The organism is Corallococcus llansteffanensis (assembly GCF_003612055.1).
In the GTDB taxonomy this organism is placed as follows: domain Bacteria; phylum Myxococcota; class Myxococcia; order Myxococcales; family Myxococcaceae; genus Corallococcus; species Corallococcus llansteffanensis.
The window spans coordinates 1-14,862 of the sequence record NZ_RAWB01000002.1 but is presented as its reverse complement, the minus strand read 5'-3'; the positions used below and the strand labels follow the sequence as shown (position 1 = coordinate 14,862).

Genomic DNA, 14,862 nt, shown 5'->3' with positions numbered 1-14,862 from the left:
ATGCCTTACATCATCATTGGATACCGGCGGCTCGGGCAGCAGGACTACGTCGAATACATCACGCCCGGTGACGGTGACTGCCTCTTCCACAGTCTCTCCTTCCTGCTGGCCAGGGCCGACCACGACCACGACCCGGCGGCGCTGCGCGAGAAGGTGCGTGACTTCCTCGAGGGCATCTACACGCGGGACCGGACGCCGGCCCTGAACGACTACCGCGCCTCGCTCCTCAATGACATCCGCCACAAGCTGATGTCCGGCGTCGACTACCGGGGCGCCAACACCCTCCGGGGCTACGCCGACGCCATCGCCGAGGGGGGCGGAGGTGGAAGACGGGCGGCGGTCTGGGGCGACGACACCTGCATCCAGATCCTCTGCGAGGCGCTCAACCTGCGCGTCGTCGTCCACTCCGACACGGGCAACAGCGTCTTCGGCCCCACGGACTGCATCCAGCAGGTGCTGCGTCCCGGCGTCCAGGCCGCGCCGCTCCTGCTGGAGCTGTCGAACTACGACCTCCGGCACTTCAATGCCCTGCGGCAGGAGGCCCCGGACTTCGTCCCCCCGAGCCTTTCGCCGCGCTTCGTGGAGGAGACGCCCTGGGACTTCAAGAAGAAGAGCGGCTCCCCCAGGTTCACGGGCAAGGACGACCTCCGGAACTTCGTCGCCAGCCAGAAGGAGATCCGGGTCTTCATCCCGGATAGCAGCGGCTCCGGACACCAGTCCACGACCGTGCAGGTCATCCAGGAGCTCATCTCCCTGGGGGCCTCGCTCCTGCGCATCATCTACGCGCCGGGGGACGAGGAGCAGAACGCCGGTCGGGATGAGCTGACGTGGGTGAAGCTGGTCCGGCTCATCCCCGGGCTGCCCGCGCGCCACACCGACGTTCACGTGCTGGACAAGGCCACCCTCTTCTTCCACACGACCGACGACTTCGAGAACCTGCCCCTGGCCGAGATTCCCCTGGGCGTCACCGGCGGCTGGGACGACCCCCAGAACCCCACCGAGGGCTTCAAGGTCCAGTGGTTCCTCACCCTCCAGCCCCTCCAGTGGTCGGGGGTGACGGGCCGCTCCGAGGCGCCGAACGTCCTCTATGGCGCCAGGAAGGGCAGCGACGTCCTCTTGGAGCGCGGATTCGAATTCGGTCCCTCCTTCGTGGACCGGGGCCTCCACGTGGACGTCCGTCCCTTCCAGGGCCCGAACTGGATGAGCCTGCCCGGGGAGCAGTTCCCACCCGGCGTCGCCCGGTGCATGGAGTTCATCGAGGGCCTGCGCAAGACCGACCGCATCTCCCTGATGCCGGTCTACTTCTCCGCGGGCCGTCCCGTCGCCAGCGCCGCGGACATCCTGTTCAACCTGGTGGCGGGGCTCACCACCCTGCGCGCCTCGGGCGCGAAGCTGAAGCCCGTCGTGATTCCCGTGCTCGCGCCCCTGGAGGAGGCCGACTACGCGGGCCTGAAGATGCGGCTCGACCCAGCCCCCCTCGATGCCCCGGTCCAGGTCCAGACGGGGCGCGAGTCCTCCCAGCACCTCAACGCGCTCGACACCGCGTTTCCCCACCGGCACCACTACCTGCGGCAGATCACCGCCCTGTTCACCGCGTTCCAGCAGGTGCGCCTCGTGACGAACCTGCCGGACTACCTGGTCCGGGGAGGCCTGCGGGACGAGCGGTCCCTTCCGCACATTCTCATCGTCCCGTTTGGCCGCCTCCCGTCGCTCGCCTTCGGGCGGCTCATGGTGCTCGCGGACCTGCCCAGCGTCTTCGAGGGCGCGGGGACGATGAACCTCGCCCTCAACCTGGGAAAGCCCTACCTGCGGCTCATGAGCCAGGAGGACATCGGCAAGGACTTCTATCCGCTGCCGGGCCAGAACGCCGCCACCTGGTCGCGCCACTGCAACAACGCCTCCTCCAGCCTGTCGGAGTCCGCCGCGTACTGGGAGCTGCTGCTGAACCAGAGCCGGGTCCAGCAGCAACCGCTACCCCTCATGGCGGACCGCATCCTCGCGAACTTCTTCCAGGAGCTGGCCGACCCGCGGTCGGACACCCGCCGGGGCTTCGACCTCCAGGCGGCGTTCTATGGCAACCCCGACAACGCCAAGCTGCGGATGGGATTGCGCCGCCTCCTCCAGGCGCGCGCCGAATCCCTCTCCAAGAAATAGCCGGCGCCGCTCCCCCCTCGGAACGCCAGGTCCGACGCAGCGTGTCGTCCTCGGTCAGGGGGCGGCGGCCCGACGGCGCCTCGGCCCCGGGTTGTTTCACGGGTGGGGGTTTCGGACGTTTCGCGGCCCCGCGGGGCAGCAACCACTTTGAGTCAGGAGGCGTTACTTCATTGGGAAGGCCGCGTCAGCGTTGCATTCCCGGCTTCCGGCCGAAGCTGGAAGTGCCACCCCCGGGGGAACCCATGTTGCTGAAGCTCCTGTCGCGGACGGTCGCGTCCGCCTGCGTGCTGTTCCTGCTGTCGGCGTGCCGGAGCGCGGGCAATCCCATGCCGCCACCCGGTGACACACCGTGCCGTGGCACCGCGTCCGTGCAGACACCGGTGCGCGAGAAGTTCCTCACGGTCGCGAAGCCGGTCCCCGGTGAGTACGTCATCGTGCTCAAGGAGCCCCGGGAAGGAGACGCCGCGATGGAGCCGGTGGTGGGCGCGCGGAGCCTCACCGAGCGCTTCGGCGGCAAGGCCTTCCACGTGTACGCGCACGCGCTGCGGGGCTTCGCCGCGCGCATGAGCGAGAAGCAGGCCCGTGCCATGTCCGCCGCGCCCGAGGTGGAGTACGTGCAACAGAATGGCGTGGTGACGCTCGACGAGAGCCAGTCCGATGCGACGTGGGGGATTGACCGCGTCGACCAGCGCGACCTGCCGCTCAATCAGCTCTACCTGTACCAGACGCAGGGCCGGGGCGTGCACGTGTACGTCATCGACACGGGCCTGCGCCCCACGCACCAGGAGTTCGCCGGTCGGGCGGACATCGCCTTCGATGCCGTCGGCGACGGTCGCAACGGCGTGGACTGCAACGGCCATGGCACCCACGTGTCCGCCACGGTGGGCGGCAGCGTGTATGGCATTGCCAAGGGCGCGTCGCTGCACACCGTGCGCGTGCTGAACTGCGAGGGCTCCGGGACGACGGCGGGCGTGGTGGCGGGCGTGGACTGGGTGACCGAGCACCACCAGTCCCCGGCGGTGGCCAACATGAGCCTGGGCGGCGGGGAGGACGCGGCGCTCGACGAGGCCGTGCGCCGCTCCATCGCGTCGGGCGTGACGTATGTGCTGGCGGCGGGCAACGAGAACCAGGACGCGTGCAAGCGCTCTCCGGCGCGCACCGCCGAGGCCATTACCGTGGGTGCCACCACCCGCGTGGACCGGCGGGCGTCCTTCTCCAACTACGGCGACTGCGTGGACGTCTTCGCGCCCGGCGAGGGCATCCTCTCGGCCTGGGCCAGCGATGACACGGCGACCCGCTCGCTGAGCGGCACGTCCATGGCCACCCCGCATGTCACCGGCGTCGTCGCGCTCTTCCTGGAGGCCCATCCCGCTTCCGCGCCACAGGAGGTCAGCACCGCGATGACGGGCAACGCCACGCCGGACAAGGTGGCCAACCCCGGGCACTGCTCACCGAACCGGATGGCCTACTCGGGCTTCATCGCACCCTCGCGGGCCCCCACCGTCCGGAACGGCGGGGAGTAGGCCCGTCCCGCGTCCGCGCTCACGTGGAGGCGCCCGTGAGCGCGGACATGAGCTCCGTGGTAACGTCAAAGCCGGCCCGACCGGCGGCTCGGATCACAACATCGTCACCTTCACCGTGAGCCGCCCGAAGGGCAAGGGCTGAAGGGCAGGGCGGCGGTCGCGGAAGAACTGCCGTTGGCTGAAGCGCAGGGGCCACCCAGCAAGCGGCCCGCCCGGGGCAACCAACGTGCTCGCCAGGTGGGCCATCATCCGCCGAGTCGCGTTCCTCGACGGACGCTCCAGGGGGCTTGCTCCTGATGGGTGTCCGGCCGTCGCATCCTTCGTCGCGCGGCTCGCATCGCGTGAGGGACAGCCCGATTTCTTCCGCGGGTCCGTAGTATTTTCGGGCTCCCGGATCCAGGCAGCCTGCGACGCTTCGTCTCCCACCTGCCCCGAAAGCGCCCATGCCTCCTCTGCGCCTCCTGACCCTGTTGGCCCTTGCCTCGCTGTCGGGATGTGGTGGAGGGGGACCGGCGCCCATGCCGCCCGATGCCGGCGTCGTCCAGGACGCGGTCACCGGCGTGTCCGTGACGGGCGCGGACAGGATCGCCTCCAAGGTCTGGACGGTCCTCACGGCGGTCGTGGAGGGGACCGGGACGTTCTCCCCCGACGTCACCTGGATCATCACGTCCGGAGTCGGCAGGCTCTCCACCGTGACGGGCACGTCCGTCACCTACGTTGCCCCGTTCGTCCGGGAGGACGCGGCGGTGACCGTCCAGGCGGTGTCCCAGGCGAACCCGTCGAAGGTCGGCGTGTTCACCTTCACGGTGAGCCGGGCCCCTGCCGCGAGGTTGATGGCGGGCACCCATGAGGGGCTCCTCTCCGTGACGTCCTCCTCCCAGCCTGCTCCCTCGCCCCAGGCACAGAAGTACACGCTGGCGGTGGTGAGCGACACCCAGGTCCTGCTCACGCCCGTCCCGGGCTTCCCAAAGGGAATCCTCGTCGACGTCAAGGAAGACGGCACGCTTGCCTTCCCTCCGCAGGAAAGCGCCATCACCCTCTACGACAAATACTGTCAGCAGCAGCAGTACTTCATCGGAGACGGGTCCTCCAGCGCTCCGGGAACGGGGACCTGGGATGACCAGGGCAACCTGTCGCTGACGTGGATTCTCCGTTACGAACGGGTTTGCACCATTCCCGGCACCCAGGACCCCGGAGCGCCCCGCTACAGGTCCACGACTTTATCGACCCATGTGTTCACGGGCTTCCGGCAGCAGGCCGAACCCCGGGCTCCCACCATGGCGTTTCTCGCGGACCGCTTCACGGGGACCTACTCCTTCTCGGAGGAGAAGACGCCGGCCCACCATCCGCCGAGCACCCAGACCCAGACGCAACCGGTGAACATCCAGTTGCAGCAGGCAGGTGACACCCGGTTCCTGTTCCGGCAGGTCTATCACTACGCGGAGGGAATCCTCGTCGAGGTCTTCGAGGACGGTACGTTTGAATTGCCCCCCTTCACGTATCCTCCGGTCGTCGAGGCACAGGGTTGCCAGCGGCAGTTCTATGTCGGAGAGGTGGACTCCCGGGTGCCAGGAACGGGGACCTGGGATGACTGGGGGAACGTGACCCTCGAATGGGTCAGCCGGAGCGACAACGCCTGCGTCAGCTACGACGGTGACGAATACGTCACGCGCACCACCAACACCTTCGAGGGCAAGCGGCTGGTGTGGTGAGTGGGTAGGGCACCCAGAAGATCGCCGAGAAATACAAGATGCCCCAGCGCTTCGATTAGATTGGGGCCATGTCCCTGGCACCTCCTCCCCCCGCTCCCGCGCGCCGCCGTGTCACCCTCATCGGTCTCGCGGCCGTGCTCGGATTGCTCACGGTGGCGCTGCTGGGGCACGCCTTCATCCGCTGGCAGGAGGCGGACCTGGCCTCCTCGTCGGAGCCTCCTTCGCCGAGGGACCTCCACGACGCGCGACGCGCTCGCGCCGAACTGGCCGCTGCGCGGACCGATGGACCCCGCTCCTCTTCCTTCCGGGCCTGTCCGAACAAGGTGACGGGGGACTGTGACCACGGCGAAGCGTGTGACTACACGAAATACGATCTTCCACCGTGCCTGAGTGGAAACTGTTCTCCGCCCAAGCAGACTGGCGATCTTCGCTGCCACCGCATCTGCGGAGACGGTCTCTGCGCGGAAGGTGAGACTTGTGTGAAGCGCCGTCTCTTTGTCAGTGATTATGGTGTTCCAGCGGTCCCCCTGTGTCTGTGCTCCGGGAGCTCCTGTCCGACGAGGGGGCCCGAGGCGGAGCCCTGGCCCGCGGAGGGCGGCCTCGCGCTCTGGCGGGCGGAGCAGTCCATGCCTGTCGACCTCTACTACCATGCCTCCGCGGCCTCACGGGACCGTGTCTTCGTTTCGGGAGGGCTGAGCTTCTCGCCGGGTTCGACTTCTTCGCTCGACCGACGAGCGACTGTCCTTTCCGCGCCCATCCAGGCGGAGGGCGTGCTGGGCGCATGGACGGAGAGCGCGCAGTTGCCCGACCCGCTCGTCCATCACGCGATGGTCGTGGCGGATCAGCGGCTGTTCGTCGCGGGCGGCGAGCTCCGGGAAGGTTTCTCCAAGGTGGTGAGTTCCGCGCCCCTGCGAGAAGATGGAACACTGGGCCCCTGGCAAACAGAAGCCCCACTGCCCCAGCCTCGCGGGTGGCATGCGCTGGTGGCGGCTGGCGCGGAGCTGTGGGTGGTCGGAGGCTCGCTCGATAGGAGCTACTTCACGACGGGCACGCCCCAGCTCTGGCGCGCGAAGCGCTCCGCATCACGCATCGAAGGGTGGGAGTCCATCGAGGCCCCCGCCGCGCTTCACTTCGACCAGACGCCAGCGGTGGCGATGGGCCGTCTGTATGTGACGGGGGCCGAGGGCACGCTGCACTCCATGGCACTCGACGCCGAGCATGTCTGGCGGACGGAGCCCTCCACGCCTTCGTGGTCGGGGCGGTCGCACGGCGGCGATGCACGCCTGGAAGTGGTGCGGTTGCTGGCGATGGAGGATCGGCTGGTTCTTCTCATGGAAAAGGGGCGTGTCCTCACCGCACCGCTCCAGGCAGAGGGCCGCGTGGGCCCGTGGTCCCAGGCTTCCCGGATGTATGGCCCCGGTAGTGGTTTCACCGCCAGCCAGGGTGAAGACGGCCGCATCTATGTGTTTGGAGGCACGAGCGCCAATCCCGAGGAGCGCCGGAACGCGCGGGTCTGGTCCAGCCAGCGTTTGACGCAGTGAGCCGGTGACGGGAGCTGTCAGTGCTTCCTGGGAGGATGCGGCCCCTCACCCGCAGTCTTCCCAGGAGAAACCCCATGCATCGGCTGCTGCTGCTCTCGGCACTCGCCGTCACCACGATGGCGAGCGCCAAACCCAACACCCCGCTGTATGCCACCGGCGCCGGTCCGGGCGGTGGCCCGGCGGTGAAGACCTTCGACCCCAACAGCAACGCCAACTGGAACTCCTTCTTCGCCTATGAGTCCACGATGAGCGTGGGCGTGGAGATGGCCACCGGCCGCGTCACGACGAACTGGCGCCCGGACTCCGTGACGGGCACCAGCGAGGGCGGGGGGCCGCTGGTCCGCGTGTTCGACGTCAACAATGGCGCGGTGCTGCGCGAGTTCTTCGCCTACGACTCGAACTTCCGTGGCGGTGTCTTCGTGGCCACCGGTGACGTGGATGGGGATGGCTTCGATGAGATCATCACCGCGCCCGGCCGTGGAATGGGCCCGCTCATCCGCGTGTGGAAGGCGGTGGGGGCGCCCACGCTCATCAACGAGTTCTGGGCCTATGACCCGGGCTTCACCGGCGGTGTCCGGCTGGGCGCGGGCGATGTCACGCGCGACAACGTCGCGGAGATCGTCACCATCCCCGGCCCTGGCGGCGGCCCCCACGTGAGGGTGTTCAACCGCTTTGGCGGTGAGGTGTATGGCTACATGGCGCCGGTGCCGCGCAGGCCCTGGGATGGTCAGTACTACGCGAATGGCTATCGCGTGGCCGTGGGGAGCGATCCCTGGGGGACGCCGGAGCTCTATGTCTCTGGCAGCGAATGGCGCTTCTTCACGCACTTCCAGCGCAGCGATGACTGTTCCGTCCCGCCCATCTTCGTGACGCCCAACTTCGTGAGGAAGGCGTACTGGGTGCTCACGCCCTATGCGCACGTCATGCGCATTCCGGACGGTGCCACACTGGCGCACTTCGGGACCGAGGCCCTCAACACGGGCTTCCTGGGGCAGGAGGTCTCCTACACGGACTACAAGAACCTCTGCGAGCCCAATGGCGGCGTCTCCTGCAACATCTTTCAGTACCCGTACGTCTATCTGGGCAGCGAGCCGGACTACTCCGCCCAGGTGGCCACGCTCCAGCAGCCGGGCGCGGGGCCTCGCCTGCTCACGGGCAGTCCGCAGCTCAAGCTGGGGAACGGCGTCGCGGGTTGCTACTACGACACGATGTTCGCGCCCGGCACCCTCAAGCTCTACGAGCGGTGGGGCGCGTCGCTCTGGTCGTTCCAGCCGTACGGCGGGTTCTACGGAGGCTTGAAGCCCGCGGCGAACAACGACTGACGCCTGGGAGCTTGGAGCCACGGTGTCTGGCCGTGGCTCCGGTCTCCATCGCGTCCGTCATTGCCAGCGGCCTCAGCGTTCCGATTCCTCGTCCTCCGTGAGGAGCCCGTGCTTGCGCAGCTTGTCGTGCAACGTGGCCCGGCCAATGCCCAGCGCCCGAGGTGGAGTACGTGCAACAGAATGGCGTGGTGACGCTCGACGAGAGCCAGTCCGATGCGACGTGGGGGATTGACCGCGTCGACCAGCGCGACCTGCCGCTCAATCAGCTCTACCTGTACCAGACGCAGGGCCGGGGCGTGCACGTGTACGTCATCGACACGGGCCTGCGCCCCACGCACCAGGAGTTCGCCGGTCGGGCGGACATCGCCTTCGATGCCGTCGGCGACGGTCGCAACGGCGTGGACTGCAACGGCCATGGCACCCACGTGTCCGCCACGGTGGGCGGCAACGTGTATGGCATTGCCAAGGGCGCGTCGCTGCACACCGTGCGCGTGCTGAACTGCGAGGGCTCCGGGACGACGGCGGGCGTGGTGGCGGGCGTGGACTGGGTGACCGAGCACCACCAGTCCCCGGCGGTGGCCAACATGAGCCTGGGCGGCGGGGAGGACGCGGCGCTCGACGAGGCCGTGCGTCGCTCCATCGCGTCGGGCGTGACGTATGTGCTGGCTGCGGGCAACGAGAACCAGGACGCGTGCAAGCGCTCTCCGGCGCGCACCGCGGAGGCCATTACCGTGGGCGCCACCACCCGCGTGGACCGGCGGGCGTCCTTCTCCAACTACGGCGACTGCGTGGACGTCTTCGCGCCCGGCGAGGGCATCCTCTCGGCCTGGGCCAGCGATGACACGGCGACCCGCTCGCTGAGCGGCACGTCCATGGCCACCCCGCATGTCACCGGCGTCGTCGCGCTCTTCTTGGAGGCCCATCCCACCTCCGCGCCACAGGAGGTCAGCACCGCGATGACGGGCAACGCCACGCCGGACAAGGTGGCCAACCCCGGGCACTGCTCACCGAACCGGATGGCCTACTCGGGCTTCATCGCACCCTCGCGGGCCCCCACCGTCCGGAACGGCGGGGAGTAGGCACGTCCCGCGTCCACCACCAGCGCGTCCAGCGGAATGGAGTCCGCGATGTCCTCGGGCTCCATGTCGAGCGCCAGCGCGAAGGCGTGTCCGGCGAAGCCGCCCCGGGCGCCGGGCCCACCGTCACGCGGGTGCGCGTCGATGAACGCGGGCAGGTCGCTCATCGCGTCCGAACTCGATTGGAGGTGGCGGGAATCGAACCCACCACCGGGAGGTTCGTTCACTGCCCGCGGCGGGCTTCGATGAGGCTCATGCCCGTGCGACTGGGCGAGATGCCTTCCAGCGTCCAACCGGTGGCGGCGAAGAGCGTTCGGAACTCCTCCCCCGTGCGCTCTTTTCCGCCCACCACCGCCAGCATGTTCAGATCCAACAGCGACGCGAACGAAGGACTGCCGTCGTCTGGAATCACCTGCTCCAGCACGAACAGCCGGGCCCGGGACGGCGAGCCGTCGTGGATCCGCTGGAGGATGCGGGAGGCCTGAGTGTCCGGCCAGTCGTGGAGGATGAACTTGAGCAGGTACGCCTCCGCTTCGGGGATGCCGGACGCGAAGAAGTCACCGCCCACCAGGTCCACGCGGTCCGCCAGACCCTGCGCTTCCAGGCGGGCCCGGGCGCTGGGGATGACAGCCGGCTGGTCGAAGAGGATTCCCCGGCAGCCGGGATGGGCCTTGAGTACATGGCCCAGGAGGACGCCCTGGCTGCCTCCGATGTCCGCCACCCGCGCGAGGCTGGAGAAGTCGTGGAGCGCGGCGAGCTCCACGCCCACCTCGTCGGAGACGTTGCCCATGGCCTCCGCGAACTCCTCGGTCAGCACGGGGTCGCGGTTCAGCCATCCCCAGAAGTCCATCCCCAGGGTTTCGAGCGTGCGCGGTTTTCCCGTGCGGACCGCTTCGCCGAGCTGCCCCCAGGGCAGCCAGTGGCCAGGGTTGCTCATCGTGAGCGCCATGCCCCGCATGGAGCCCGGCACGCCCCTGCGCAGGGCCTCCCCCAGGGGCGTCAACGCGAAGGTGCGCGGCGGGGCTTCCACGAGCATGCCCGCGGTGACGCCACCGCGCAGCAGCCGGTACAGGTGCTGGCCCTCCAGGCCCAGCGCCCGGGCCACGTCGGCACAGGGACGCGGGCCCCCGGCCAGCTGCTCCACCACCTCCAGCCGGACCAGCGTGCCGAGGATCTGCGTAATCCAGTACCCGGTGACGTACTGCATGAACTGCGCGGTGGGCGAAGCCCGCGGTTCGGAGGGAGGGACCATGCGCACCAGTGTGGGAGACCGGATGCGGGACGACATCCCACCCTGGAGGAGGAGGCTTGCGTGTGAAAGCGTGTAACGCCCCGCCGTTATCTGGAGAAGGCACTCACCGGGGGTCGGGTGAGACGAACCAGTCCCAGTCCTCTTCGGTCAGCGGCAGTCCCTGGCGCTGACGACGGGCAAGCAACACCTCCTGCCTCCACGCAGCGAACCCTCCCGCGACGGGCCAGGCCCGGGAGATGGTGCCCTTCAGGGGCTGCGCGAAGTTGAGCAACAGCATGCGGTTGACGCGGTCGACGACCTGCGGGCTCGCCCCGGTGCGCAGCTGGAACTCCGCACTGAACTGGGGCAGTCGCCCTACCATGCGGCGCCCGTGGTGGCGAAGGATGGGGACCAGTTCCTGACCGCGGAGGTGAGCGCGCCCGCCAGCGGCAACACGGTGACGAAGCGCACCACCCTCCCCAAGGTCCACGCCTTCACGGTCGGTGATCCGGCGAAATCCTTCCACGGACAACTGGCGAACGCCAACGACTACGGAGCGGATGCCATCACCGTGGCCCTGAAGAAGAAGGGCCCCTGAAGTGCAACCCCGGGAGTGAGCGCCTGGCCTGCGCCTCGAAGAGGCGCGGGTGCCAGAGTGCCTCTCTCGAACCCGCTTGGATTCGGGTCCTATCGCCGGCCATTTCATTCCCCCAATCCGAAGGAGTCGTGCTCGTACTCGACGCTGATGACATACACCGCCAGGCTGGCCATCGGGTCCACGTCCTGTTGGCGGGGGACTCGTAGTCGAGCGCACGGTGAATTTCCGCACCCGCGGTGCGTCAGGTCGGGACTCGCGGAACGGGACCTTGAGGTGTGCGGCAGGGGCTTGGCGCTCTTGGCTGTGGCGGCTTGAGCCTCAACACCCCGCGGCCCGCGGGGGCTCTCGCGTCGGGGCCAGGCCCACCCCCCTCATGTGCTCCCAGTGTGCCCCTTCGGCGTGGCTGGCCCGAACGGCGTGGGCTTGCGGCATGGGGCGGTCAGTGTGGCGCAGGTGGCGGTGGCACTCGGGCGCCAACAGGATCAGCGCTCGCCACTTCGGTCTGGGCCGAAGGCGTCAAGAGACGTGTTCCCGAACTCGGAAATCATCCATCGGCGAATGGGTGGGTGTTGGACTCCTGTAGCCCCCGGCCAGGGTAGGCTCCAACGATGGCCATGCCCCCCGACCAATACGCTCGCGCCGCAGTGGACGCGGCGCTGCACGTTCAAGTCGAGATTGAGCGCGTCGAGCTACCGCCTGGCACATCGGGCGAAGCGGTGGTGATGGGACGGGTGGCGCGCGTGTTCCGAGGCCCTCCAGAGATGCTTTCCTCGCGCATCTCTTTCGAGGTGAGCTGCCTCCGCGAAAACGATGACTCCCCGCCGAGCGGCACGCTCTGGAAACGCGTGGAGGACCTGGAGCAGGCGAAGGTGATTGAGACCTACCTCGACCGGGACGGCCAGGGGGGCTTCCATGTTCCCCGGTGGCAATCCTTCATCATCCACGAGGTGACGGACATGCCGTTGTTCCTCGTCACCGAGGAAGAAGCCCGCAGGCTGGAGGACGCGTTCGGGCCTCCTCGGACGCGAGCGCGCCGATTCCTCCACGCGATGAACTCTGTCCTGCTTGTCCATGGGCCGGTGCTCCTCCTGGGCCTCGGAGGGCTGGCCGCGATCAGCTACTTCGTCTGGACGCTGGTGGAGTGGCAACGCACTCCGTGACCCAGGCTGTCGGGGCGCCAGGAAACGGTTCGCAAGTACCTGGCAGACCTGCACAATCTGGGTGTGTTCAGAGCGAGGGAACGCGGCGCCCGTGAAGAGCCCGGCAAAGGCTCACGAGACTCCCGCGAGAGGCTGGAAAACAACCGGCCCTGGGAGGCCTTGCGCGGGCGATGCGCACGGGCTCTCTGTCCAAGCCGCGACCGCCTGGAATGGGTCCTACCGGGAACCGGCTTTCAGCGCCTCATCGAGGACGGTCCGGGTGTCGTCCGCGATGGTCTTGTCGCCCTTGTGCATCTGGTACGTGAGCCAGCCCTTCCAGATCGAGACGTTGCGCGGCTTGGTGTCGTTGGTGCCGGCCTTCTGCTTGTTGTCGGGGTGCTCGGGGTTGATGAACCCGTACATGCCTCCGTATTGAGCCACGTCCGCGGGGAGGTTCAACGTGAACTGGCACGCCACGCCGGTTACCTTCTTGGCGAGGGCCTTCTTGTACTCGGGACGCTCGCACATGGCCGCGAGGCCAAGAAGCACCTCTTTGCAGGAGTCCTCGTAGCCCACGCCGTCCCAGTCCTTGGGATTGAACCAGTTGAAGTTGGTCTTGACCTTGAGCCTGGTGCCACACGCGGTGTTGGCGTCCTTCAGAGCGCTGGAGATCGACTTCTCGAAGGAGATCTTGGCCTCCTTCTGAAAGGGCTTGAGCTCGTCGGCGCGCGCGGACGTGGACAGCAGGACCATGGCGGCGAATACGTGTTGCAAACGCATGAAGAGCTTCCTTCCGGGTTGTGGACCGCGATGATACTGCGCCCATTCGTCAGGCCAAGCACGATTGATCCAATCGCCGAGAACGGGGATGCAGTGGGGCGCGTTGAAGGCCACGGGCCTGTGCCATCCCGCCTGGGTGGGGCGCTGGGGCCGGCGTGTGCCCAGACGGGCTGCACGGCCCCTCTACAGGCCTTGCTCCCAGCCAACGCAAGCGGTTCTTCTCAGCCCCTCTACACCCGCCCGCCGCCCTCAAGAGGGCCCCCATCTGTCCTATACTTAGACTTGCTGATTTTCTTGAGGAGTGCCCGTCTTCTGGGGTGGTATGGTTTGTCCGACTTGGCACGGTAGGGCTGCTTGTCTTCCTCCAAACAAAGGCATCCCTTCATGAATCATCTCAAGTCTGGGTTCCTGGTGATGGGCGCTCTTGCGCTCGCGGCGGGCTGCGGCCCGTCGGATGAATCCCTCGCGGGGCAGAAGCACGCGGTGGTCTACGGCACGGACAACCGGCTGGACGTCTACGCCCACCCGGATGCCACGCTGCGCGCGAGGGCCCAGCAGGCCACCGTGGGGCTGGTGCACCCGGAGTTCATCGACCTGACGGACCCGAACAACGTCACCTTCCCCGGGCCGAACCTGGGCACCGGCCTCAACCTCTGCTCCACCGAGCGCTTCTGGAATGATCCGCGGGCGGCCTTCTGCTCCGGCACGCTCATCGACGATGACCTGGTGCTCACCGCGGGCCACTGCGTGGGAAACGCCGCGGAGTGCGCCAACACCTATTTCGTCTTCAACTTCTATCGGACCGCGGCGGGCGTGCTGCATTCCATCACGTCGCAGGACGTCTTCACCTGCGGCTCCATCGTGGCGCGCCAGCACGGCACGGTGAACGGGCAGAACCTGGACTACGCCGTCGTGCGCCTGGACCGGCCGGCCACGCCGCGCTTCACCCCGGCGCCCGTCCGCACGGGCAACACCGCGCTGGGCGCCGCGCAGAACGTGGCCGTCGTCGGCGGCAGCAGCGGCATCCCCTTCAAGCTCGACTCCGGCGGCTCGGTGCGTGACGCGCGCTCGGGCACGCTGGATTACTTCGTGTCCAACTCGGACACCTTCCCTGGCACGTCGGGCGCGGCGGTGTACGCGCCAGGCCAGCACACCCTCGCGGGCATCGTCGTGCGGGGGTACGGTGTGGACTACGTCGCCAACGGCAGCTGCAACGTGGTGAACGTGTGCAGCGAGACGGGCTGCACCGGCACGCAGAGCACGTACGTCTACCCGGCCCTCAAGGGTGTATGCACCGAGCTCCAGAACGGCAGCACGCGGCTGTGTACCGGGATGCCGCCGGCCCCGGTGCGTCCGGCCAACGCGTTCGGCTACACGACGACCGACACCGACAACGCCACCCGGAACTCGGTGGACAAGGTGTTCACGCTCGGCACGGGGGACGTGGTGCAGGTGAACGCCTGCGGCCTGCCAGACTTCCCCCCCACGGGCGACCCCAAGCTGCGCGTCCTCGACGCCCAGGGCAGCGAGGTCGCCGCCAGCTTCGATGGCTGTGGCTTCAAGCTCCGCGTGGAGTCCGCCGGCACCTACATGCTCCGGGCCGGCTGCGGCGGTCTGGAGAGCTGCAGCGCCACGGTGGCGTGGAAGGTGACCCTGAACGCGGACCTCGTCCGGGGCACATTGCCGTTCAAGCTCACCCACACCAGTAGCGGCACGCGCAAGACCGCCAACCTGAACGTGACGATGGGCCCCGGCCAGGTCCTCGACGTAGGCACCTGCGCCGTGG

13 protein-coding genes are annotated in these 14,862 nt (G+C 68.1%); 9 read left to right on the top strand and 4 right to left on the bottom strand.

Going from position 1 to position 14,862, the window contains the following annotated elements:
• The 6 genes from D7V93_RS00295 to D7V93_RS00270 all read left to right on the top strand — a co-directional run bounded on the left by D7V93_RS00295 (window position 1) and on the right by D7V93_RS00270 (window position 9,331).
• Entirely contained in the window at window positions 1–2,154 is a 2,154-nt protein-coding gene (locus tag D7V93_RS00295) for an OTU domain-containing protein (RefSeq protein WP_120641397.1), read from the top strand.
• Window positions 2,155–2,396: 242 nt separating this feature from the next.
• Window positions 2,397–3,677 (top strand): S8 family peptidase, encoded by a 1,281-nt coding sequence (locus D7V93_RS00290; RefSeq protein WP_244237030.1) that lies wholly within the window; start codon window positions 2,397–2,399, stop codon window positions 3,675–3,677.
• 518 nt (window positions 3,678–4,195) lie between these two features.
• Window positions 4,196–5,389 (top strand): hypothetical protein, encoded by a 1,194-nt coding sequence (locus tag D7V93_RS00285; RefSeq protein WP_120641396.1) that lies wholly within the window; start codon window positions 4,196–4,198, stop codon window positions 5,387–5,389.
• A 626-nt stretch (window positions 5,390–6,015) separates the two neighbouring features.
• Window positions 6,016–6,930 carry a Kelch repeat-containing protein gene (locus tag D7V93_RS00280; protein ID WP_147450973.1) on the top strand — a complete coding sequence of 305 codons (915 nt, stop codon included), beginning with the start codon at window positions 6,016–6,018 and terminating at the stop codon, window positions 6,928–6,930.
• A gap of 74 nt (window positions 6,931–7,004) precedes the next feature.
• Complete coding sequence (locus D7V93_RS00275) at window positions 7,005–8,252, top strand: hypothetical protein (RefSeq protein WP_120641394.1); 1,248 nt, start codon at window positions 7,005–7,007, stop codon at window positions 8,250–8,252.
• Between the two features lie 170 nt (window positions 8,253–8,422).
• On the top strand, window positions 8,423–9,331 hold the full coding sequence (locus D7V93_RS00270; protein ID WP_244237029.1) for a S8 family peptidase: 909 nt from the start codon (window positions 8,423–8,425) through the stop codon (window positions 9,329–9,331).
• On the opposite strand, the gene D7V93_RS00265 is transcribed toward D7V93_RS00270, so the two are convergent.
• The 3 genes from D7V93_RS00265 to D7V93_RS00255 form a co-directional block, all read right to left on the bottom strand.
• Window positions 9,274–9,495 (bottom strand): hypothetical protein, encoded by a 222-nt coding sequence (locus D7V93_RS00265; protein ID WP_120641393.1) that lies wholly within the window; start codon window positions 9,493–9,495, stop codon window positions 9,274–9,276. The genes D7V93_RS00270 and D7V93_RS00265 overlap by 58 nt on opposite strands.
• A 56-nt stretch (window positions 9,496–9,551) precedes the next feature.
• Entirely contained in the window at window positions 9,552–10,580 is a 1,029-nt protein-coding gene (locus D7V93_RS00260) for a methyltransferase (protein WP_120641392.1), read from the bottom strand.
• Window positions 10,581–10,683: 103 nt separating this feature from the next.
• Complete coding sequence (locus D7V93_RS00255) at window positions 10,684–10,941, bottom strand: hypothetical protein (RefSeq protein ID WP_120641391.1); 258 nt, start codon at window positions 10,939–10,941, stop codon at window positions 10,684–10,686.
• Window positions 10,942–10,950: 9 nt separating this feature from the next.
• On the opposite strand from D7V93_RS00255, the gene D7V93_RS00250 reads away from it, so the two are divergent.
• A complete protein-coding gene (locus D7V93_RS00250; protein WP_120641390.1) occupies window positions 10,951–11,157 on the top strand; it encodes a hypothetical protein in 207 nt (68 codons plus the stop codon).
• 614 nt (window positions 11,158–11,771) lie between these two features.
• Window positions 11,772–12,317: a hypothetical protein gene (locus tag D7V93_RS00245; RefSeq protein WP_208722877.1), complete on the top strand. Its 546-nt coding sequence runs from the start codon at window positions 11,772–11,774 to the stop codon at window positions 12,315–12,317.
• Between the two features lie 216 nt (window positions 12,318–12,533).
• Here the strand turns inward: D7V93_RS00245 and D7V93_RS00240 are convergent, their stop codons facing one another.
• Entirely contained in the window at window positions 12,534–13,076 is a 543-nt protein-coding gene (locus D7V93_RS00240; protein ID WP_120641389.1) for a hypothetical protein, read from the bottom strand.
• 384 nt (window positions 13,077–13,460) lie between these two features.
• Between D7V93_RS00240 and D7V93_RS00235 the strand changes: the two genes are divergently transcribed.
• On the top strand, window positions 13,461–14,862 hold a 1,402-nt coding region (locus D7V93_RS00235), incomplete at its 3' end, for a trypsin-like serine peptidase (RefSeq protein WP_120641438.1).

What these genes read in the sequence shown, in the direction of transcription:
- D7V93_RS00295 (WP_120641397.1), top strand. Translation starts at nt 1, where the DNA reads ATGCCTTACATCATCATTGGATACCGGCGGCTCGGGCAGCAGGACTAC.
- D7V93_RS00285 (WP_120641396.1), top strand. Translation starts at nt 4,196, where the DNA reads ATGCCGCCCGATGCCGGCGTCGTCCAGGACGCGGTCACCGGCGTGTCC.
- D7V93_RS00275 (WP_120641394.1), top strand. Translation starts at nt 7,005, where the DNA reads ATGCATCGGCTGCTGCTGCTCTCGGCACTCGCCGTCACCACGATGGCG.
- D7V93_RS00290 (WP_244237030.1), top strand. Translation starts at nt 2,397, where the DNA reads ATGTTGCTGAAGCTCCTGTCGCGGACGGTCGCGTCCGCCTGCGTGCTG.
- D7V93_RS00280 (WP_147450973.1), top strand. Translation starts at nt 6,016, where the DNA reads ATGCCTGTCGACCTCTACTACCATGCCTCCGCGGCCTCACGGGACCGT.
- D7V93_RS00255 (WP_120641391.1), bottom strand. Translation starts at nt 10,941, where the DNA reads ATGGTAGGGCGACTGCCCCAGTTCAGTGCGGAGTTCCAGCTGCGCACC.
- D7V93_RS00240 (WP_120641389.1), bottom strand. Translation starts at nt 13,076, where the DNA reads ATGCGTTTGCAACACGTATTCGCCGCCATGGTCCTGCTGTCCACGTCC.
- D7V93_RS00260 (WP_120641392.1), bottom strand. Translation starts at nt 10,580, where the DNA reads ATGGTCCCTCCCTCCGAACCGCGGGCTTCGCCCACCGCGCAGTTCATG.
- D7V93_RS00245 (WP_208722877.1), top strand. Translation starts at nt 11,772, where the DNA reads ATGCCCCCCGACCAATACGCTCGCGCCGCAGTGGACGCGGCGCTGCAC.
- D7V93_RS00265 (WP_120641393.1), bottom strand. Translation starts at nt 9,495, where the DNA reads ATGAGCGACCTGCCCGCGTTCATCGACGCGCACCCGCGTGACGGTGGG.